Origin of the sequence: Arthrobacter sp. N199823, assembly GCF_002929705.1 — a bacterium.
Lineage (GTDB): Bacteria > Actinomycetota > Actinomycetes > Actinomycetales > Micrococcaceae > Specibacter.
Window position 1 is genome coordinate 311,704 of record NZ_PJIN01000001.1, and the last position, 21,164, is coordinate 332,867.

The following is a 21,164-nucleotide window of genomic DNA, read 5'->3' on the forward strand; positions in this document are numbered from 1 at the left end:
CGCCTTCCTTGTCAGTTGACACTTCTTTAGGCAAAAGAATAGACGACGTCGGACACGGACTTGCGCAGGGCCGTCGCGTCGTCCCCGTCCCGGCTAGGGTTCACGCGGTTGGTCAGTAACGCAATGACGATGCCTTTGGCTTTATCCACCAGGAGCGAGGTCCCCGTGAAGCCGCCGTGCCCGCGGGCCTGCGTGCCCTCCACACCCATCCACGGCTGCTGATTGATGCGCAGCCCCAGCCCCTGGCCAAAAGCAGGCTCGGCGGAGTTGAAGTGAGCGCCCAACATGTCGGGTAACTGCGCACGCCACATGTCTGCCGCCAAGGCGGGGGAGATGATGCCCGGCAATCCCTGCAGCAAGGCGGAGCCAAAAACGCGCAGCCCATCGGCCGTGGCGAACATTCCCGCGTTTCCGCTCAGACCACCCAACGACCACGCGGCTTCGTCATGCACAATCCCGCGCACCATCCCACGGCCCAGTCCGGGCTGGAATTCGGTGGGTGCAGAGTGCTCAAGGCGCGGAGATCCCGTGATGTCATGCGTGGCCAGCCGTTCCAACACCCAATACTGCACCAGTTCCGCCCACGGTGTGCCCGTGACGTGTTCGGCCAGCGCCATCACAGTGTTGTAGCCCGCGCAAGAATAGGCGAACCGTGTACCCGGCGCGGCTTCCAAGGGCGTTGTCAGCAGCTCCGCGAGCAGTGCTGTCCTGTCAAAGCCGTGGCCCTGTGACAAGGCGGCATGCCAACCCGTCCACTCCGATGGCAGCCCGGAGGTGTGCGTGAGCAGGTGCCGAAGCGTCACTGCGGACTTCTCACCGCGAGCGTAAGGGGTGAGATGCCGCCCTATTGGCGCATCCAGCTTCAGGACCCCGCGGTCTACCAGCGCCAGTGCCGTGACAGTGGTGAACAGCTTGGTGATGGAGGCCAAATCAAAAAAGGTGTCCGGCCCGGCAGCGCCAGCTGTCAAGACGGGCAGTTCACTGCCGCCCACAACGACGGCGCAGCCTTCGGCAGGTGCCACGCCGCTGGCCACGGCCTCATCCAGATGGCGTTGGAGTTCGCTGCGGATGGTCCCGCCCGAGGTGAGTGCACTGACATTGCCTGAGGAGAGAACAGCCGCGCGTGCACCTGAGGAGGGACCGGGGGAGGGGTGAGGAACGCTCATGGGTGATATCCGTCGTCGTACTATTGCGTGCCGGCGTCAATGGCTGCCGGGAGGAACCCTGCATTCTCGGCGAGCAGCGTGGCCGCCTGCGCTGCGGGAAGGCCCGTCATGATGGTGAGGATGGCAGCCTTGACGTGGCCGCCGGCCGCGTTCAGGGCTGAGGTGGCGGTGGCGGCGTCGCACCCGGTGACGCGCATGAGCGTGCGTTCGCTGCGCGCATGGAGTTTGGCGTTGGTGGCGCGCAGGTCCACCATCACGTTTTTGTAGGTCTTGCCGAGGCGGACCATGGCGATGGTGCTGATCATGTTCAGGACCAGTTTTTGGCAGGTGCCGGACTTTAGACGGGTGGAGCCGGAGAGGAATTCGGGGCCCACCTCGATCTCCAGTGCGCTCTCTGCGGCGGCCCCGAGAAGCGAGCCGGTGTTGCAGGAGAAGCCTACGGTGTAGGCGCCCTGTGCGCGGGCGGCCTTGATGGCGGCGATGACGTAGGGGGTGCGGCCGGAGGCGGCCATGCCCACCACCGAATCGTTGGCGGTGAGGGTGAGAGCTGCCATATCGGCAGCTCCGGCTTCCTCGCTGTCCTCGGCGTTCTCCACGGCTTGCTTCACAGCAGCCCGGCCACCAGCAATCACCCCGACAACCAAGGACGGGTCGGTGCCGAAGGTGGGCGGGCATTCGCTGGCATCCAGAATGCCCATGCGGCCGGGAGTGCCTGCACCCACATAGATGAGGCGGCCACCGCGGGACATGCGGGCTGCAATTTCATCGATGATGCCGGCGATGGTTTCCTGGGCGCGTGCAATGGCGGCCGGAACCAGCGCATCCTCGCTGTTCATTCCGGCCACCAGCTCGGCTGTGGTCAGGGCGGCCAGATCCGGGTAGTTCGGGTTGGCAGCTTCGGTGACGAGGGTGCCGATCTCTGCGCGGACGGCGTCAAGGGTGGTCTCAGTGTTTTGGGGGGTGCTCATGAGTATCTTTCTGGAAGATCGTTGGGCTGCTGGTCTTGGGTGCGTAGCTAGGCAGATTCGAGCACACGGACCACAGCCTGGGCGGTGACACGGCTGAACCCGTGGGCATGGACGGTGGCAAACCCTGTGGGGGACGCCGGCGCCAGGCCCGCGTTGATGCACACTGCCTGCGGGGCGGCGGCGAAGGCCAGTTCCAACGTTTCCAGCTGTTGCGCCGAAACCAAGGAATCGATTAGCACCAAAATAGAACTGCTGCCAGCGGGGTCCGCCTGGGACTGCATGAGTGCCACCTCTACTTCGGCGCCGGAGAGCTCGGCAGCGTCCAGCAAGGTGACGCCGTAGCTGCCAAGAGCCGTCGCCAAAAAGTTCTCGGTGGGGCCGGCTGCCATGTTGTGCCCGGTGCGAGCATCCACCAAGGTGACGGACCCACTCCCGGTGAGCCAAGGCTTTGCACTTGGTGCATCGACGCGGCAGGCGCGGGCAGCCACCGCAACCCAATCGACGTCGTCGTCCGCTTCCTCGGTGAGCGCACCGGCAGACCACTGTGCCAAGGCCTGCACACGGGCGGCGGCGCGGCGCAACACTTCAAGGGGCAGGCGGCCGGAGGTGGCTGCGGCGAAAAGGGCGTCGTACACCTCGGTGTAGCAGGACTCGTCATCGCGGCCCGTGGTGTAAGCGTTCAGGGGGTTGCCCACGCAGAGCAGATCGTTGCCGGCCAGCAGCGCCAGGACGCCACCCTCACCGGGGCCAACCGTTGCGCGCACGGCGGCCATGTCCAGAGCGTCGGTGATGAGCACGCCGTCGTATCCCATGTCTCGCAGCAGCGCGCTCGCAGCCGGATTCAGGGTGGTGGGGGCCTCACCCAGTTCAGGGATGATGATGTGCGCGCTCATCATGGCGGCCACCCCGGCGTCCACGGCAGCCTGGAATGGGGGCAAGTGGGATTCCGTCATTTGCGCCAGAGTCAGCTCCACGCGGGCGGTGTCCATGTGCGAATCGGCCACCGTATCGCCGTGCCCGGGGAAATGCTTGGCGCAGGCGGCCACCCGCAGGCTCTGGATACCGGTGACGGCCGCCGCGGTGTGCGCGCTAACCAGTGCGGTGTCCGTTCCAAAGGCGCGCACGCCAATGACAGGGTTCAGTGGATTGGTGTTGACATCGGCCACCGGGGCGATGGTCAAGTTGATGCCGGCATCGCGGCACAGCCGGCCAATGGCGCGGCCTGCGGCTTGGGTGGTGGACGGCTCGTTCAGGGATCCGAGGGCTGCGGCGCCGGGAATGGTGGACCCGTCGCGGGACTGCAGGCGGGTGACGTTGCCGCCTTCTTCGTCGACGCCAATCACGGCGTTGGGGTTGGCGGCGCGGATGGCTGCGGAGAGCGCTGACACCTGCTCTGGAGCGTCCGGATCAATGTTGTGGCTGAAATATACGACGCCGGCCAGCCCGTTGTGGAGGGCCGTTTCCAGCCACTGTGGCACAGTAGTGCCAACAAATCCGGGGAGGATTACCGAGTTGATGAGGCGAGGGAGATCTGCTGGGTTCCCTGCTGTTTGCCCTGTTGGGTTCGCGGCGGTTTCGGTGGGACGTTCGCTCTTAACTGCGGGAGAGCTGCCGTTAACTGGCAATGGCGCGTGGTGAAGATCACGGGATGTCATAAGGGAGATCATACCGGCGCTGACGTGGCATAAACTTTATAGCGTCGCCACTTTCGATCCCCTCTGGAGTATTTCTGTGACCAGCGTTCCCGTTAACCGCGTTCCCCTTCGCCGAGCTTTGATCTCGGTCTATGACAAGACCGGTCTGGAGGAGTTGGCTGCTGGCCTGCACGCCGCCGGAGTTGCCATCGTTTCCACCGGTTCCACCGCGGCCAAGATCGCTGCAGCCGGCATCCCGGTCACCGAAGTATCCGAGGTCACCGGCTTCCAGGAATGCCTCGACGGCCGCGTGAAGACACTGCACCCGTTGATCCATGCAGGCATCCTGGCCGACCGCCGCCTGCCCGCTCACGTGCACCAGCTCGAAGAGATGCACATTGAGCCCTTCGATCTGGTTGTTGTAAACCTGTACCCGTTCGTTGACACTGTCAACTCCGGCGCCGGCCAGGACGCCGTCGTCGAACAGATCGACATTGGCGGCCCGTCCATGGTCCGTGCGGCCGCAAAGAACCACCCCTCCGTGGCCGTTGTGGTTGACCCGGCCAAGTACGGCTCCGTCATTGCCGCGGCAGCAGAAGGCGGCTTCACGCTCGGCGCCCGCCAGCGTCTGGCTGCAGCAGCCTTCGCGCACACAGCCGCCTACGACAACGCCGTGGCAGCCTGGACCTCGGCCCAGTTCCTCGACGAGGACGGCGACGGCCTCATTGACTGGCCCGCCTACGCCGGCTACTCGCTGGAACGCTCCGAGGTGCTTCGTTACGGAGAAAACCCCCACCAGCAGGCAGCGTTGTACGTGGACAAGGGTGCGCCGTCGGGCATTGCTCAGGCGGACCAGCTTCACGGCAAGGCCATGAGCTACAACAACTTTGTTGACGCTGATGCCGCTCTGCGCGCAGCCTTCGACTTCGATGAGCCGGCCGTTGCCGTGATCAAGCACGCCAACCCGTGCGGCGTGGCCGTGGCTTCCCCGGATGCCGTGGATCCCATTGCCGACGCACACGCCAAGGCCCACGCCTGCGATCCGCTCTCCGCTTTTGGTGGCGTCATCGCAGCCAACCGCACCGTCACCGCGGCCATGGCCCGCACGGTTGCCGGCATCTTCACTGAAGTGGTCATCGCTCCGGACTTCGAGCCCGAAGCCGTGGAGATCCTCTCCAAGAAGAAGAATATCCGCCTGCTGGCTCTCCCCGAGGGCTACGGCCGCTACCCGGCAGAAGTCCGCCAGGTCTCCGGCGGCATGCTGGTGCAGATGTCAGACAAGGTTGACGCTGACGGCGACGACACCGCCAACTGGACCCTGGCCGCAGGCGCCCCGGCCGATGAGGCAACCTTGGCGGACCTGAAGTTCGCTTGGACGGCTGTGCGGGCCGCCAAGTCCAATGCCATTCTGCTCGCCAATAACGGTGCTGCAGTGGGCATCGGCATGGGTCAGGTCAACCGCGTGGACTCCTGCAAGCTGGCCGTTGAACGCGCCAACACTCTCGGTGTCACCGTGGAATCGGATGTTGACGCAGCCGGCGGTGCCTCAGGCACCTCAGGTGTTTCGGTGCAGCGCTCCATTGGCGCCGTTGCTTCCTCGGACGCGTTCTTCCCGTTCGCCGACGGCCTGCAGATCCTGCTCGACGCCGGTGTCCGCGCCGTGGTCCAGCCCGGCGGATCCGTGCGCGATGAAGAAGTAATCGCGGCGGCCAACGAAGCAGGCATCACCATGTACTTCACCGGTGCGCGCCACTTCTTCCACTAACCACCGCCCCGACGCGGCATCACTTTACGGCCCCTAAAACCGGACGCCGCATCACTTAACGGCCATTAAACGCAAACGCTCCCTCACATTTGAGTTCCTGTGAGGGAGCGTTTGACTTAAGGGGCCGCAATATGGTGCGGCGTTTGAATCAAACGGCCGTAAAGTGATGCGGCGTCGCTAGTTTTACCGTCGTCCTTTTGGACCGTCTTTGAGGACGCGCGCCTCAGCCTAGAATTCGGCAGTCATGGCAGTGCCATACTCGAAGAACAGGCACGATTATCGATTCTTTTGGGGTGAGAAACATGTCCGATTCTCTATTGATGGCACTTGTGATCGGCGCGTTCGTGCTGATTGTTGTGGTTCTGGTGGTGTTGCTGATCGTGGGCCGTTTCCGTGCCGCGAAGCCTGGTGCGCTGCCGCCGGAACATGTGCCTTACCCGGGGGGCCAAGCAATTCCGCCCACGGGATCGCGCTAGGGGCTCCGATGGGTGAATCGATGGATAATATGCTGTTTTCAGGCACATTTTTCGCCGTGTTCTTTGCAGTTGTGGCGATTCTCGTGGTTGCTGGCATCGTCACCACTATTGTGATGCTGATCCGGGGGAAGGGCCGCCGCTACGTCATGATGAGAGTGGATGACGACGGCACACTGCACCCGGTCGCCACGAAGGGAGAAGGCTGGGCAGGGGAGCCGGGAATGCGCGCCGGCAATGCCGCCATGCAGGCTCATAACGAGGCCCACCAGCAGGCACTGAATCATCAAAACATCACTCAGCAGGGTCTCAACAACCCCTGAGGTGCGGATCATCCCGCAGCCCTCCCGAAACGCTCGATCACCTTTTGGGGTTAAACCCGGAACGCTCGATCACGAGGTGATCGAGCGTTCCGTAAAAATGCCCCATATCTGATGGAGCGTTAGGCAAAAATGCCCCGTATCTGATGAAGCGTTGCGGGGGAGGGTTAGGCCGCGGCGTTGCGGGCGCCCAGCTCGGCATCCAAACGCAGCAGGCCGTTGCCGTCGGCGCCAATCAGCTTCACGCGGCCAATGATTTCGCCCACGGACGCTTCTTCTTCGAGCTGTTCCTCGACGAACCAGTTCAGCATGGGGATCGAATCAATGTCGCCCTCTGCTGTGGCCAGACGGTAGAGGTTGCGAATGGATTCGGAGACCTTCTGCTCGTGAGCCAAAGACGCTTCGAAGGCTTCAAGCACAGAGTTGATGGTGACATCCGGGGCCGTGATGGTGCCAATCTTTGGGGCGGCGTTCCTGTCAGTCATGTGGCTGGTGAACTTCTGTGCGTGCACGAGTTCCTCGGCCGACTGAGCCAAGAACCAGCCGGAAATTCCGGGCAGGTCCTGGACTTCCATTTCAATGGCCAGCTGGCGGTAAACCACCGAAGCCTGGATTTCTAGTGTGATTTGGTCGTTGATGGCGTCTGCGAGTTTTCCTTTGAGTTCCATGGCTTCTACGCTATTGCGAAATCCATTTCCCTGCACCCTAAGTGAGGCTAAGTTCACTTAGGGCAGCGTCACCTAAGGGCGTCGATAGCGGCCAAACCAGCTCTCTCGGGTAGGTTAGGAGGGAAAGAAAGATCACCAGATTCTTAAGTAATCCACTGAATTTTCGCAGGAGAGGCTTCACCCATGGCCAAAATCATTTATACCCTGACAGACGAAGCGCCCATGTTGGCCACGTACTCACTTCTGCCGATCGTTGAGGCCTTCGCCTCCACCGCCGGCGTTGACGTAGAAACCCGCGACATCTCCTTGTCCGGGCGCATCATTTCCGTCTTTGGCGAATACCTCACCGAAGAGCAGCGCGTCAGTGACGCCCTTGCTGAATTGGGCACCCTGGCCAAGAGCCCGGATGCCAACATCGTCAAGCTGCCGAACATCAGCGCCTCCATCCCGCAGCTGAAGGCCGCCATCACCGAACTTCAGGGCCAGGGCTTTGCGCTTCCGGATTACCCGGACGATCCCTCCACCGATGAGGAAAAGGACGTTCGCGCCCGCTACGACAAGATCAAGGGCAGTGCCGTCAACCCGGTCCTGCGCGAGGGCAACTCTGACCGCCGCGCACCGCTCTCGGTCAAGAACTACGCCAAGGCCAACCCGCACAGCATGGGTGCATGGTCTGCAGATTCCAAGACCAATGTCGCCACCATGAGCGAGGGTGACTTCTTCCACAATGAGAAGTCTGTAGTCATCGACGCCGATGACAAGATCAAGATTCAGTTTGTTGCCACCGACGGCACCACCACCGTGCTGAAGGACTCCTTCCCGGTTTTGGCCAACGAGATTGTTGACGGCACCGTCATGCGCGCCGCTGCACTGGATGAGTTCCTGGCTGCACAGGTGGCCCGTGCCAAGGACGAGGGCATCTTGCTCTCGGCACACCTGAAGGCCACCATGATGAAGGTCTCTGACCCCATCATCTTCGGCCACGTAGTCAAGGCCTATTTCCCGGAACTGTTCGCCAACTACGGCGAAGCACTGACAGCTGCCGGCCTGAGCCCGGCGAACGGCCTGGCCTCCATCATCAACGGCTTGGGCGCACTGCCCGACGACGTGCGTGCTGGCGTTGAAGCTGCCATCAAGAGCGGTTACGAGAACGGCCCGGCCCTGGCCATGGTCGACTCCGACAAGGGCATCACCAACCTCCACGTCCCCTCCGACGTGATTGTTGATGCTTCCATGCCAGCCATGATCCGCACCTCGGGCCACATGTGGGGCGCCGACGGCCAGGAGCACGACACCCTGGCAGTGCTGCCCGACAGCAGCTACGCCGGTGTCTACCAGGCCACTATCGATGACTGCCGCGCCCATGGCGCCTTCGATCCCACCACCATGGGCACCGTTCCCAACGTGGGCCTCATGGCTCAGGCAGCCGAAGAATACGGCAGCCACGACAAGACGTTTGAGCTCAGCGAAGCCGGCACAGTGCAGATCGTCAACGCTGGCGGCACCGTGCTGATCCAGCACGACGTCGAAGCTGGCGATGTCTGGCGCGCCTGCCAGGTCAAGGACATCCCGGTCCAGGACTGGGTCAAGCTGGCCGTCACCCGCGCCCGCGCATCAGCCACCCCGGCCGTATTCTGGCTCGATGAGACCCGCGCCCATGACGCCAACCTCATCGTCAAGGTCAACGAGTACCTCAAGGACCACGACACCGATGGTCTGGACATCCAGATCCTGTCGCCTGAGGACGCCACCAAGTTCACCCTGGAGCGCATCCGCCGCGGCGAGGACACCATCTCCGTCACCGGCAACGTGCTCCGTGATTACCTGACCGACCTCTTCCCGATCCTGGAACTGGGTACCAGCGCCAAGATGCTCTCCGTGGTTCCCCTGATTGCAGGCGGTGGCCTCTTCGAGACTGGCGCTGGTGGATCCGCTCCCAAGCACGTGCAGCAGCTCGTGAAGGAAAACCACTTGCGCTGGGATTCACTCGGTGAATTCTTGGCACTGGCCGTCAGCTTCGAGCACCTCGCCGTGACCGAAGGCAACGCCCGCGCGCAGATCCTGGCCGATACCTTGGACCGAGCCACCGGTACGTTCTTGCTTGAGAACAAGTCCCCGAAGCGCAAGGTTGGCGAGATCGACAACCGCGGCAGCCACTTCCACCTGTCCAAGTTCTGGGCCCAGGAGCTGGCAGCCCAGAGCGTTGACGCCGAACTGGCAGCAGCGTTCGCAACTGTTGCGACTGAACTGACGAACAACGAGGACGCGATCATCGCCGAACTCGCCGAGGTTCAGGGTTCCGCTGTTGATCTGGGTGGCTACTACCGCCCCGATGCAGCCAAGGTCGCAGCCATCATGCGCCCGTCTGCTCTGCTGAACAAGGTCATCGCAACACTAAGCGCCTAGTCTCCGCAGTACGCCCTAAGAAACCCGCCTCCCATCGTGGAGGCGGGTTTTTTGCTGCTCGAAACCCCGGCTGCCTTGGCCCGAAAGGACGCCCATATTGGGGAGTGCAGATTAAAGGTGAGGGAGAGAATCTTGCTAGCGACACGCCGTCGTACGCTGAGCGGCGCAAAATTAACACGACTGAGCGCCATCTGTTACCAGATCTTTACGCGCAACATGTGTTCTGGGTCACCTACTCGAGAGTAGGGTCAAGATCATGTGAAGCCAAGGGCGCCCGGATCGAGAACGATCTGCGGGTCTTGGTGATTACTCTGGAAGGCTAATTCATGAACCGCAAGAAAGTTATGACCTCGCTGGCCATGGCCGCAACATTGACGCTCCTGATGACATCCTGTGCCAACCAGGCGGCAACTCCAGGATCAACGAGTGCTGCAGCGGGCGGCTCCGGCCTCAATCTGGACGTCAAAGTACTGACGTCCATCGAAACGCCGAAGGATGCAGTTCTTCCGGCTGGTGACGGCAAGGCCACCTGTGCTGACACCACAACGCTGGCCTATATTGGTGCCGAAACCGGGGCTAACGCGCAGCTTGGTATCAATATTTTCAATGGTGTGCAATTGGCCATCGACCAGCACAACAAAGCAAACCCGGGCTGCCAGGTAGCGTTCAAGAAGTTTGATACCGAAGGCGATCCCACCAAGGCCACCGGGCCGGTCACCCAGGCCACCAAGGAAGAGAACATCATTGGTGTTGTCGGTTTGCCGTTCTCCGGTGAATCGAAGGCAACTGGCAACATCTTCGAGCAGGTCAAAATGGTTCACATCACCCCGGCCGCAACCAACCCGGGACTGACAGAAAACGGCTGGACAACGTTCTTCCGCGGTTTGGGGAACGACGCGGTACAGGGACCCGCAGCTGCCAAGTTCATGACCGGCACGCTCGGCGCCAAAAAGGTCTACCTGGTTCAGGATGATTCCGATTACGGCATTGGTTTGGGCGGCACCACGACCACAGGCCTGGGCGATGCCATGGTTGGCAGCGACAAGGTGACAACAGGCCAGAAGGACTTCTCGGCCACGATTTCCAAGATCATCAACGCCAAGGCTGATGCAGTGTTCTACTCCGGCTACTTCGCTGAAGGCGCACCGTTCAACCAGCAGCTGGTGGCGAAGGGCTTCAAGGGCGCATTCGTTGGCCCTGATGGTGTCAAGGATGATCAGTTCATCAAGCAGGCCGGCGACGCGTCCAACAACGCGTTCTTCACCTGCCCGTGCATTCCCGGTGAATTGATCCCCACCTTTGCGGATGCCTACAAGACACTGACCAACGCAGAGCCTGGCACGTACTCCATTGAGGGTTACGACGCCGCGACAGTTCTGTTGGCCGGCATTGACAAGGGCAACCAGGACCGTGCGAAGCTGCTGGAATGGGTCAATAATTACGACGCATCGGGTCTGAGCAAGCACTACAAGTGGGATGACAAGGGAGAGCTGCAGGCACCTGCTGTCTACGGCTACCGAGTCCAGGATGGCAAGATCGTTCCGATCGGCGCCATCGGCGAGTAAAGAACACCTAGGGGATGCTGTGGGGCGCGCGTTGGTGGCGCTCCACAGCATCCTTTGGTTACAGCCCCACACACCCGCTCAATGAGGCAGCCTCGGCAGGAGATTTAACCGAGGTTGGCTAGAACTGGATCTACTTATGCTCTCAACAGTTCTTACAGCTGTTCCCGCGGACAGCGATTGGATTAATTTCGACGTCGCGGCGCTGGCCCAGAATTTCTGGAGCGCCACCTTTGACGGCCTGACCTTCGGTGCCATTTATGCTCTCGTCGCGTTAGGCTACACGCTTGTTTACGGCGTGTTGAACTTGATTAACTTTGCCCACTCCGAAGTCTTCATCATGGGCTGTTATGCAGTGTTCTTTACCCTTAGTTTTTTGGGCTTTGGCCCCTCAGCGCCGAACCTTAGCTTCGGCGCGATTTTAATCAACATCATCTTGGCCCTGATAGCAGCCATTGTGGCCTCGGCCGTTACAGCCTTCCTTGTGGAACGGCTGGCTTATAGGCCATTGCGCAAGCGCAACGCCCCTCGTTTGGTCTACTTGATCACTGCCATCGGCGCTTCGTTCGTCATCCAGTACCTGATCTTCCTCTGGCGCGGACCGCTGCCGGAACCAGCACTGACAATGTTTATCCCCACCCCCATCTTCGAAGTGTTTGGCACCATCATCGACTCACAGCAGATAGTCATTGTTGTTGCAGCCGTCATCATGATGGTTCTCGTTGATCAGTTCATCCGACGATCCCGCACCGGGCGCGGCATTCGTGCCGTGGCCCAGGATCCGGACACAGCAACGCTGATGGGTGTGAATAAGGAAAAGATCATCGTCACCACCTTCATCATTGGCGGTATTTTGGCCGGTGCCGCAGCATTGTTTTACGTTATGAAGATTCCCTCCGGAGTCCAGTACAACGGTGGCTTCATCCTCGGTATCAAGGCATTCGCTGCCGCAGTGCTTGGCGGCATTGGCAACGTCCGAGGTGCCCTTCTTGGTGGCCTGCTGCTGGGCTTGATTGGCAACTATGGCCAGATCCTCCTCGGCAGCTCGCAGTGGACAGACGTTGTGGCCTTCGTGGTCTTGGTGCTGGTTCTGCTGATTCGCCCGCAAGGCATCTTGGGTACGTCTCTGGGAAGGAGCAAGGCATGAGCACCACCGATGGACCAACACCGCTTCCCGGCGCCAAAGCCAGTCAGGCAGCGGCAGATCGGCAAAGTAAGAAGGGTGGGGCTGGCACCAGCGCCGATGCCACGCACAAGAAGGGCCTATTTGGCGCTTGGAGTGAAAAGTGGCAGGCCATGCCACGCCAAAAGCAGTGGCTCTACCTCATAGTTGTCGTTTTGATTGCCTACGCATTACCAGTCATTAACCCCCCGATCCTGTCCACAGAGCCCGGCAACGACTTCCCCCTGGCGTTGTTCTCCATGGCCGTTTACGCGCTCGTCGCCGTCGGGCTTAATATCGTTATTGGTTACGCAGGTTTGCTCGACTTGGGCTACATAGCCTTCTTCGCGGTAGGTTCCTACACGGCAGCCATGCTGACAAGTCCGGATTCGCCGTTCGTGAAGATTCCGTACTTGTGGACCATCCCTTTGGCCATTGTGGTGGCCATGTGCGTGGGCGTTATTTTGGGCATTCCCACCCTGCGCCTGCGTGGCGACTACCTGGCTATTGTGACGCTCGGGTTTGGTGAGATCATCCGCATTTTGGCCACGCTGATTCCGGCCATGAAGGGTCAAGTGGGTTTCCAAAACGTGGGTCGGCCGCCAGGTGAGGGTGCCGACGGCATTCCCATCTTCGCCAACTCCAACGGCACGCCGTGGTATTGGCTGACTCTGACGATCCTGATAATTGTGCTTTTCCTCGCTGGAAACCTGGAGCGCAGCCGTGTGGGCCGTTCTTGGATTGCCATCCGTGAAGATGAGGACGCCGCCGAGACCATGGGTGTGCCCACCTTCAAATACAAGGTCTGGGCGTTCGCGCTCGGAGCGGGTGTGGGCGGCATGTCTGGGGCGTTGTTCGCCGGTCAGGTTGGTTTTGTGAACAACCAGAAGTTCGACATCGTCACCTCCATCCTGTTCGTCGCCGCCGTGGTTCTTGGTGGGGTAGGCAACAAAGTGGGCGCCGTGTTCGGAGGCGCTCTGGTGGCCTACATTCCGTTGCGGTTCACGGCCATCGCCGAATACAAGTACCTGATCTTCGGCATTGCGTTGATGCTGATCATGATCTATCGACCTAAGGGCCTGATCCCGGCGAGGCAGCGACTACTGGCGTACGGTCAACAGGCTTACCAACGGGTGCGCGAGACTAGTGCCAAGAAGTCGGCCGTTGTCACTGAGAAGGAGGTCTAGCCTTGGGTGCACACAGTGAAAAAGTCCCTGTTCCGGAGGAAGTGCCAGTGCCAGCGCACGGAAGCCACAAACCGGCCATTGAGATAGTGGAAAGCTTGGACGTTGACGAAGCCGTTGCAGAAGCGGCTGCTCCTGAACGCGACATTGACGTTGCCGTAGGAGATGACCTCGTAGAGGTGAAAAACCTGACCATCAAGTTTGGTGGTCTGGTGGCCTTGGACAACGTTAGTTTCACCATTAGGCGTGGGGAGATCTTGGGGCTCATTGGTCCCAACGGTGCCGGCAAGACCACTTGCTTTAACGCTATGACAGGTGTCTATAAGCCAACCAGCGGTCAAGTGCTGCTGGAGGGCCGTCAGCTCAACGGTATGAAACAGCACAAGATCACCCGAGCCGGATTAGCCCGAACCTTCCAGAATATCCGGCTCTTTGGTGAGATGACAGCTTTGGAAAATGTGGTGGTTGGTCTTGATGCCCGGCACAAGACCAGCGTTGTCGGGGCACTCTTGCGGCTGCCGCGTCATCAGCGCGAGGAGAAAAGCTCCATTGAACGCGGGATGGCGCTGCTGGAATTTGTGGGCATTGCCGAGCATGCCGGAGCGCTTGCTCGCAACCTCTCCTATGGAAGCCAGCGCAGATTGGAAATTGCTCGCGCACTGGCCACAGATCCAAAGCTTTTGTGCCTGGATGAACCGGCGGCCGGCTTCAACCCGGCTGAAAAGGAAGATCTCATGGCGCTCATCCGGACCATCCGTGATGACGGCTACACGGTGCTGCTGATTGAACACGACATGAAATTGGTCATGGGAGTGACCGACAGGATTGTGGTGCTGGAATTTGGCAAGAAAATTGCCGACGACGTGCCGCATGTCATTAGGGAAGACCCCAAGGTCGTTTCCGCTTACCTAGGAGAGCCTGAAGATGACTTTGCTTGAGCTGGATGATGTTTCCGTCCACTATGGGCGGATTCAGGCCATTCACAACATGTCCTTCACCGTCGACGAGGGCGAGATTGTCTCGCTCATCGGCGCCAATGGTGCTGGGAAAACGACCACCATGCGCACGATCTCAGGGCTTTTGAATCCTTCCCAAGGCTCCATCAAGTTCATGGGGGAGGACATCACCAAAATGAAAGCGCACATTCGGGTGGTGCAGGGCATTTCTCAGGCACCTGAAGGACGCGGGATTTTCCCGGCCATGACGGTGCTGGAAAATCTGGATATGGGGACCTTCGGACGTAAGGACCGGACAGGTGTATCTGAGGACCTAGACCGCGTTTTCACCTTGTTCCCGAGGCTGAAGGAACGCGAAAAGCAATTTGGCGGCACCATGAGCGGCGGCGAGCAGCAGATGCTGTCCATTGGCCGGGCGCTCATGTCCCGCCCCAAGCTGCTGCTGTTGGATGAACCATCCATGGGCCTAGCCCCCCAGTTTATTCGGCAGATTTTCAAGATCATTACCGAGATCAACAGCCAGGGCACCACAGTGCTGCTCGTGGAGCAGAACGCCAACCAGGCGCTGGCCCGGGCTCATCGGGCGTTTGTGCTGGAAACGGGCGAGATCACGCACAGCGGCACCGGCAAGGAGCTGCTGGCCAACCCGGCCATCAAGGAAGCTTACCTGGGCGTGGGTTAGGCGTTCATAGGCTAGCGTCACTTCACTCACGACGGCGGGAGCCCACCTTTTTCACAAAGGTGGGCTCCCGTTCGTTGCCTCCCACTGCTCGCAAGCTCACAGCGGGACCCTCGGCATCTCTCTTACACCGGGTTGGGTATTTACAGGTCGGTGCGGGTGTCGTTCCAGTAGCTGACGCCGATCTGGCGGCGGGTCTCGTCGAAGAGTTCCATGATGGCCAGCGAGTCCGCCAGCGGCATGGTGGTGCTTTCGGTTAGTCCGGCCTGGATGCAGCGCGTCACTTCACGCAACTGGTAGGTGTATCCGCGGCCCGGATAGTCAAAGGTTTCGGTGCGCTTTTCGCCGTTGGGGGCGGAGATGAAGATTTCGCCGGGGTTGTTCAGCGAGTCAACGGTTTCGAGGTAACCCAAAGTTCCCGAGACGGTCACGCGGCTGGGCCCCTGTGAGGACAGGTAACTGATTAGCTGCGCCTGAGCGCCATTGGCGTAGCTGAGTGTCATGGTGTTCTGCGCGTCTACACCAAAGCTGGTGAGCTCTCCGGTAGCCGCTACCTTATCGGGCTTGCCCAGTGTGCCCCAGGCCCACAGCAGTGGGTAGACGCTCAGATCCATCAGCGCGCCGCCGCCGTTATCCGGTGCCCAGATACGCAATGATTCATCCTTGGGGGCCACAAAGCCCAGATCGGCTCGGACCCACTTCACCTCGCCAATCTCGCCCGAGGCAATGATCTCCAGGGCGCGTTGGTATCCCGGCACGAACCTTGCCCACACGGCCTCCATCATGAACAGACCCTTGGCCTGGGCCAGTTCAATCAAGGTACGGGCTTCGGCAGCCGTGATGGTCAGCGCCTTCTCGCACAGGACGTGCTTGCCGTGTTCCAGGGCAGCCTTGGCCACATCAAAATGCTGTCCGTGAGGGGTGGCAATGTAGACCACATCGACCTCGGGGTCGGCCATCAGCTGGAGGTAGCCGGAGGCGCTCGAGCCGTCGGGTCCGCCGTCGTAGTAGTAGCTTGCGAAGCCGAAATCAGTGGCAAAGCCGGCTGCGCTGCTCTCGCCGCGGGAGCTCACGGCCTGCAAAATTGAGTCCTCAAGCAGGGCCAGATCACCGGTGACAGTGCGGGCGATGCCGCCGGTGGCGATGACGCCCCAGCGCAGGGCGGTGCCTGTCGCGGCAAGGGTCTCTGGATTAAACGTGGTGTACCAGTCGGGTCGGCCGACGAAACGAGGAATAGTCATTGGAATAGTCTGCCAGTATCGAAGCGCTTGCGTGCGAACATGACGCCCGAGCTCGCGGCGCCCCTGCCACTGATGTCAGAGGGGGCCGATAAGCTAGCTGCATCAAGAACAAAGGGGAGGTTGTAGTGACTGAAACGGTAGAGACTGTAGCGGCGCTCATGGCTGAGCTGGCAGCGCTGGAAGACCCAAGGGTTCGGGCCGTGAACGAGAATCACGGAGATGACCACGGGGTGAATCTGGGGAAATTGCGCGCTGTCGCCAAACGGGTGAAAACGCAGCAGGACCTTTCCAAAGAACTGTGGGCCACCGGTGACACGGCCGCACGGCTGCTGGCGTTGTTGATCTGCCGGCCCAAGGCCTTCAGCGCTCAGGAGCTGGACACCATGCTGCGTCAGGCCACCATCCCCAAGGTCAACGACTGGTTCGTGAACTATGTGGTGAAGAAGAGCGCACACGCGGAAGAGTTGCGTCAGGCCTGGTTCGCCGACCCGGACCCGGTCGTGGCCGCTTCCGGCTGGGCCCTGACCAGTGAACGGATCGTAAAGAAGCCTGAAGGACTGGACCTGCCCGGACTCCTTGACCTCATCGAGGCGCAGATGAAGGAAGCGCCGGAGCGCCTGCAATGGGCCATGAACAACGCCCTGGCCCAGATCGGCATTGAAAATCCGGAGCTGCGGGCCCGGGCCTTGGGCATTGGCGAACGGCTCGAGGTCCTGAAGGATTACCCCACACCTCCGAACTGCACCTCCCCGTTCGCGCCGATTTGGATCAATGAAATTGTTCGCCGGAGGGACGCCGGATAACGCAGATGCGCAGCGTACAACGTCCCCCGCTGGGAGGCGGTGGCATGCGAAAGGCCCCATCCGTCGTCGTACTTCATTGAGAAGTTCGACGCCGGACGGGGCCTTTGGTGTAGTACCAACCCTAGGTGGGTGCTACTTGGTGAGCGGGCCTAGGACCTTGTCATTGGCGAACTGCTCTGCAGCATTAGCCTTCGTGACGATCTGGGGAACCAGCAGGAATGCCGGAACAACCTTCACACCGTTGTCGTAGGAGGTGGGGTCGTTGATCTCGGGGGTCTTGCCACCCTGCAGATCCTTGGCCATCTGGATGGCGTGTTCCACGAGTGCAGTGGTGTCCTTGTTGATGGTGGAGTACTGCTCGCCAGCCATGATCGACTTGACGGACTCAACTTCAGCATCCTGGCCGGTCACCGTGGGGGTGGCCTTGCCGGCAGCCTTGACCGAGGTCAGGATGGCGCGTGCCAAGGTGTCGTTGGGGGACAGTACGCCATCAACCGTCGCGCTGCTGTAGCTTCCAACGAGGAGGGAGTCCATGCGCTTCTGAGCGTTTTCTGCCTTCCAGTCCTGAGTAACGGCCTGCTTGAAGGAAGTCTGACCTGAAACAACCTTGAGAGTTCCGTCGTCGATCTTGGGCTGCAAAACCTTCATAGCACCGTCGAAGAAGACCTGCGCGTTGGCGTCATCCGGGGATCCGGCGAAGAGCTCAATGTTGTACGGGCCTGCGGGCTTCTTAGCCTTCATACCGTCCAGCAGAGCCTGTCCCTGTAGCTCACCCACCTTGAAGTTGTCGTACGCAACGTAGTAATCCACGTCTGGGGTGTTGACCAGCAGCCGGTCGTAAGCAATGACTGTGATGCCGGCGTCTTTAGCCTGCTTGAGCTGCGTGCCCAGCTGGCCACCGTCCAATGCGCCGACGATGATGACCTTGGCACCCTTGGCAACCATGGCGCTGATCTGGTTTTGCTGCTCGGAAACGCCACCATTGGCGAACTGAACATCAGCCTTGAAGCCGGCAGCGGTGAGGCCGTCGTTGAACAGCTTCTCGGCGAGGACCCAGTTTTCACTGGTTTTTTTCGGCAGGGCCACACCGATCAGGGAATCGGCGGCGAAGCCAGCGGCGGCACTGCCTGAGGCTGCGGGTGTCTCTGCGCGGCCACAACCGGTGAGGGCCAGCGATGATGCGGCCAGGAGAACGGCCAAGGTCTTGACCGTTTTGTTGAGTTTCAACATGGTGCTTCGCTTTCTGTTGGTTTGTAAATATTTATGAGAAGGAGAGGAAGTTTTAAGCCTCGGTCTTGATGGTGCCTTTGAGAGGCTCCGCAACTTCAAGATCGGGGTTGTTGTTGCCGCCAAGTTTCTTCATCATGAAGCCGATGAAGGACGCCTTGCCTTGGGACTTGTTGTAGACGTCGAAGACGACGGCGGCCAACAGGACCAGGCCCTTGATGATCTGGGTCCAGTCAGATCCCACGCCGAGCAGCTGCAGACCGTTGTTGAGCACGGCCATCACCAGACCACCGATCATGGATCCCATCACGGTGCCCACACCGCCGGTGACGGCGGCGCCACCGATGAACACGGCAGCGATGGCATCGAGTTCCCAGCCAACGCCGTCGGACGGGCCGGAGGCATTGGCCCGGGCAACGAAGATCATGCCGGCCAGACCGGCCAACATCGACATGTTCAGCATGACCATGAAGTCGGTGCGCTTGCTCTTGACACCGGAGAGCGCGGCGGCGTGGCGGTTGCCACCCACTGCGTAGACGTGGCGGCCAATGGTGGTGCGGGAGGAGATGAAACCGTAGATCAGAACCAGAACACCGAGAATGATGCCGGGGATCGGGAAGGAGGTGCCCGGGCGGCCCGTGGCGAACAGGTAAGTGACGTAGAGGATGACGGCGGCGAAGACAACAACCTTGAAAATGGGGACCCATACCGGCTTGACGTCCGAACCCAGTGACACGGCCTTGCGGCGGCCGCGGAATTCTCCCCAAACCAGGGCCACAACTCCTAGGATTCCGATGAGAAGTGTCAAGTTGTTGTACCCGGTGTTCGGGCCGATCTCGGGCAGGTAGCCGGCACCGATGGCTTGGAATTCCTTGGGAACCGGGATGGTGAGGGAGTCACCGAAGAGCTGGTTGGCGCCGCGGAACAGCAGCATGCCGGCCAGGGTGACAATGAAAGCAGGGATGCCTACATAGGCCACGAAGAAGCCCTGCCACGCACCAATGGCGGCGCCCAACGCCAGACCAGCAATGATGCCCAGATACCAGGGAAGGCCCCAATCGCGCATGGCCAGTGCCACCACGATGCCCACAAACGCGGCGACGGAACCCACGGAGAGATCAATGTGTCCGGCGATAATAACCAGCACCATGCCGATGGCAAGGACCAGGATGTAGGAGTAGCCGTTCATCAAGTTGATGACGTTATCGGGGGTGAGAATCAGCCCATCGGTCCTCACCTGGAAGAAGACGACGAGGGCGACGAGGGCAAAAATCATGCCGAATTGGCGTGAGTTGCCGCTAAAGAGTTGTTTGATGATGTTCATGGGGGTGTCCTTTTTCTTCCCTAGAGCTAGGCAGACTTAGTGGCAGCGGTCATGCGTTTCATCAACGTTTCCTGGCTGGCCTGATTCTTGTCGAGCACGCCGGTGATGGCGCCCTCAAAGATGGTGTAAATGCGGTCAGAGATACCGAGAAGCTCGGGCAATTCCGAGGAAATGACGATCACGCCCTTGCCCTGGTTGGCCAGTGCCTGGATGATCCCGTAGATCTCATACTTGGCGCCCACATCAATGCCGCGGGTGGGCTCATCAAGGATGAGCAGATCAGGGTCGGTGAACATCCACTTCGCGAGGACAACCTTCTGCTGATTTCCACCGGAGAGCTTCGCCACGCCCTCCTCCACACTGGGGGCCTTGGTGCGGAGCTGCTTGCGGTAGCGTTCTGCTACCGAAAATTCCTTGTCGCGGTCAACGACGGTGTTCTTGGAGATAGCGCCGAGATTTGCGGACACCGTGGTGGTCTTGATGTCATCGAGCAGATTTAGGCCCAGTGTCTTGCGATCCTCGGTGACGTAACCCAGTCCGTGCTTGATGGCCTGGGGGACGTTGCGCAGGGTGATTTCCTTGCCGTCCTTGATGATCTGCCCGGAAATGTAGTTGCCGTAGGAGCGGCCGAAGATCGAGCGGGCCAGCTCTGTACGGCCGGCACCCATCAAGCCGGCGATACCGACAATTTCCCCGCGCCGGACATTGAAATTGGAGTTCTTGCATACGAGCCGGTCCGCAATCTGCGGGTGGGCCACTGTCCAGTTCTTGACCTCGAAGAACACCTCCCCGATCGTGGGCGTGTGATCGGGGAAGCGGGATTCTAGGGTTCGTCCCACCATGCCGCGGATGATTCGGTCCTCATCGACGCCGTCGGCCTTCACATCGAGTGTCTCGATGGACTTGCCGTCGCGGATGATGGTGATGGAGTCCGAGACCTGCTCAATTTCGTTGAGTTTGTGCGAGATCATGATGCAGCTGATGCCCTTGGACTTGAGCCCCCGGATCAGATCCAAGAGGTGCTGGGAGTCGGACTCGTTCAGGGCGGCCGTTGGCTCATCGAGGATGAGGAGCTTGACGGACTTGTTCAGTGCCTTGGCGATTTCAACGAGCTGCTGCTTGCCGACACCGATTTCCTTGACAGGAGTATCGGGATCCTCGTTCAAGCCAACGCGGGCCATCAGTTCCATGGTCCGCAGCCGGGCCTCGGCCCAGTTGATGACACCAAATTTGGTGGGTTCATTGCCGAGGAAGATGTTCTCGGTGATGGAGAGTTCGGGGATGAGAGCGAGTTCCTGATGGATGATCACAATGCCGGCGTTTTCACTGGCCCGGATGTCTTTGAACTCGCAGACTGAGTTCTGGAAGACAATCTCACCGTCGTAGCTACCGAAGGGGTAGACGCCGGAGAGTACCTTCATGAGGGTTGATTTGCCTGCGCCGTTTTCGCCACAGATGGAGTGGATTTCGCTGGCACGAACGGTGATAGATACTTCCGAAAGTGCCTTCACACCAGGGAATTCCTTGGTGATGGATCGCATCTCGAGTATGACGGGGTTCGCGGACACCATAATGCTTACGCCTTCCACAACTGACTTCTTTGTCGGTGCCCCACCAAGTTCGCAC

General features: G+C 60.3%; 18 protein-coding genes. 10 read left to right on the top strand and 8 right to left on the bottom strand.

From position 1 onward, the window contains the following. Window positions 1–26 precede the first annotated feature (26 nt). Genes CXQ93_RS01380 through CXQ93_RS01390 form a run of 3 tightly spaced genes read right to left on the bottom strand, consistent with a single transcriptional unit; the run spans window position 27 to window position 3,789 of the window. Window positions 27–1,166 carry a serine hydrolase gene (locus CXQ93_RS01380; protein WP_104108696.1) on the bottom strand — a complete coding sequence of 380 codons (1,140 nt, stop codon included), beginning with the start codon at window positions 1,164–1,166 and terminating at the stop codon, window positions 27–29. Between the two features lie 20 nt (window positions 1,167–1,186). Continuing rightward, window positions 1,187–2,134, bottom strand: a complete 948-nt coding sequence (gene murQ, locus CXQ93_RS01385) for an N-acetylmuramic acid 6-phosphate etherase (protein ID WP_104108697.1) — start codon at window positions 2,132–2,134, stop codon at window positions 1,187–1,189. Between the two features lie 47 nt (window positions 2,135–2,181). Next, window positions 2,182–3,789 carry a glycoside hydrolase family 3 protein gene (locus CXQ93_RS01390; RefSeq protein WP_104108698.1) on the bottom strand — a complete coding sequence of 536 codons (1,608 nt, stop codon included), beginning with the start codon at window positions 3,787–3,789 and terminating at the stop codon, window positions 2,182–2,184. 76 nt (window positions 3,790–3,865) lie between these two features. Here CXQ93_RS01390 and purH point away from each other — a divergent pair, with 76 nt between their 5' ends. From purH to CXQ93_RS01400, 3 genes are all read left to right on the top strand, one after another. Beyond that, window positions 3,866–5,533, top strand: coding sequence for a bifunctional phosphoribosylaminoimidazolecarboxamide formyltransferase/IMP cyclohydrolase (gene purH / locus CXQ93_RS01395; protein WP_104108699.1), 1,668 nt, complete (start codon window positions 3,866–3,868; stop codon window positions 5,531–5,533). Window positions 5,534–5,835: 302 nt separating this feature from the next. Further along, the gene (locus CXQ93_RS20570; protein WP_181036006.1) at window positions 5,836–6,009 is read left to right on the top strand and encodes a hypothetical protein; all 174 of its coding nucleotides are present in this window, start codon (window positions 5,836–5,838) and stop codon (window positions 6,007–6,009) included. A 20-nt stretch (window positions 6,010–6,029) separates the two neighbouring features. After that, window positions 6,030–6,329 (top strand): hypothetical protein, encoded by a 300-nt coding sequence (locus CXQ93_RS01400; protein ID WP_146073130.1) that lies wholly within the window; start codon window positions 6,030–6,032, stop codon window positions 6,327–6,329. Between the two features lie 164 nt (window positions 6,330–6,493). Here the strand turns inward: CXQ93_RS01400 and CXQ93_RS01405 are convergent, their stop codons facing one another. Further along, on the bottom strand, window positions 6,494–6,994 hold the full coding sequence (locus tag CXQ93_RS01405) for a ferritin (protein WP_104108701.1): 501 nt from the start codon (window positions 6,992–6,994) through the stop codon (window positions 6,494–6,496). Window positions 6,995–7,177: 183 nt separating this feature from the next. On the opposite strand from CXQ93_RS01405, the gene CXQ93_RS01410 reads away from it, so the two are divergent. The 6 genes from CXQ93_RS01410 (at window position 7,178) to CXQ93_RS01435 (ending at window position 14,946) form a co-directional block, all read left to right on the top strand. After that, entirely contained in the window at window positions 7,178–9,400 is a 2,223-nt protein-coding gene (locus tag CXQ93_RS01410) for an NADP-dependent isocitrate dehydrogenase (RefSeq protein WP_104108702.1), read from the top strand. A gap of 326 nt (window positions 9,401–9,726) precedes the next feature. Then, entirely contained in the window at window positions 9,727–10,965 is a 1,239-nt protein-coding gene (locus tag CXQ93_RS01415) for a branched-chain amino acid ABC transporter substrate-binding protein (protein WP_104108703.1), read from the top strand. A gap of 136 nt (window positions 10,966–11,101) precedes the next feature. Further along, on the top strand, window positions 11,102–12,109 hold the full coding sequence (locus CXQ93_RS01420; protein ID WP_104108704.1) for a branched-chain amino acid ABC transporter permease: 1,008 nt from the start codon (window positions 11,102–11,104) through the stop codon (window positions 12,107–12,109). Beyond that, on the top strand, window positions 12,106–13,311 hold the full coding sequence (locus CXQ93_RS01425) for a branched-chain amino acid ABC transporter permease (protein ID WP_104108705.1): 1,206 nt from the start codon (window positions 12,106–12,108) through the stop codon (window positions 13,309–13,311). The genes CXQ93_RS01420 and CXQ93_RS01425 overlap by 4 nt, the downstream gene beginning before the upstream one ends. 77 nt (window positions 13,312–13,388) lie before the next feature. Continuing rightward, a complete protein-coding gene (locus CXQ93_RS01430) occupies window positions 13,389–14,246 on the top strand; it encodes an ABC transporter ATP-binding protein (protein WP_258068569.1) in 858 nt (285 codons plus the stop codon). Further along, window positions 14,239–14,946, top strand: a complete 708-nt coding sequence (locus tag CXQ93_RS01435; RefSeq protein WP_373418317.1) for an ABC transporter ATP-binding protein — start codon at window positions 14,239–14,241, stop codon at window positions 14,944–14,946. The genes CXQ93_RS01430 and CXQ93_RS01435 overlap by 8 nt, the downstream gene beginning before the upstream one ends. Before the next feature lie 140 nt (window positions 14,947–15,086). Here CXQ93_RS01435 and CXQ93_RS01440 read toward each other — a convergent pair whose 3' ends face one another. Then, window positions 15,087–16,184: a Gfo/Idh/MocA family protein gene (locus CXQ93_RS01440; RefSeq protein WP_104108708.1), complete on the bottom strand. Its 1,098-nt coding sequence runs from the start codon at window positions 16,182–16,184 to the stop codon at window positions 15,087–15,089. A gap of 158 nt (window positions 16,185–16,342) precedes the next feature. On the opposite strand from CXQ93_RS01440, the gene CXQ93_RS01445 reads away from it, so the two are divergent. Continuing rightward, a complete protein-coding gene (locus tag CXQ93_RS01445) occupies window positions 16,343–16,987 on the top strand; it encodes a DNA alkylation repair protein (RefSeq protein ID WP_104109155.1) in 645 nt (214 codons plus the stop codon). A gap of 132 nt (window positions 16,988–17,119) precedes the next feature. Here CXQ93_RS01445 and CXQ93_RS01450 read toward each other — a convergent pair whose 3' ends face one another. From CXQ93_RS01450 to mmsA, 3 genes are read right to left on the bottom strand one after another with little or no spacing between them, the layout of a single operon-like run. Continuing rightward, window positions 17,120–18,217, bottom strand: coding sequence for a sugar-binding protein (locus CXQ93_RS01450; protein ID WP_104108709.1), 1,098 nt, complete (start codon window positions 18,215–18,217; stop codon window positions 17,120–17,122). A 52-nt stretch (window positions 18,218–18,269) separates the two neighbouring features. Further along, complete coding sequence (mmsB, locus tag CXQ93_RS01455) at window positions 18,270–19,538, bottom strand: multiple monosaccharide ABC transporter permease (RefSeq protein ID WP_104108710.1); 1,269 nt, start codon at window positions 19,536–19,538, stop codon at window positions 18,270–18,272. A 26-nt stretch (window positions 19,539–19,564) separates the two neighbouring features. Further along, entirely contained in the window at window positions 19,565–21,109 is a 1,545-nt protein-coding gene (gene mmsA / locus CXQ93_RS01460) for a multiple monosaccharide ABC transporter ATP-binding protein (protein ID WP_104109156.1), read from the bottom strand. Window positions 21,110–21,164: the final 55 nt, after the last annotated feature.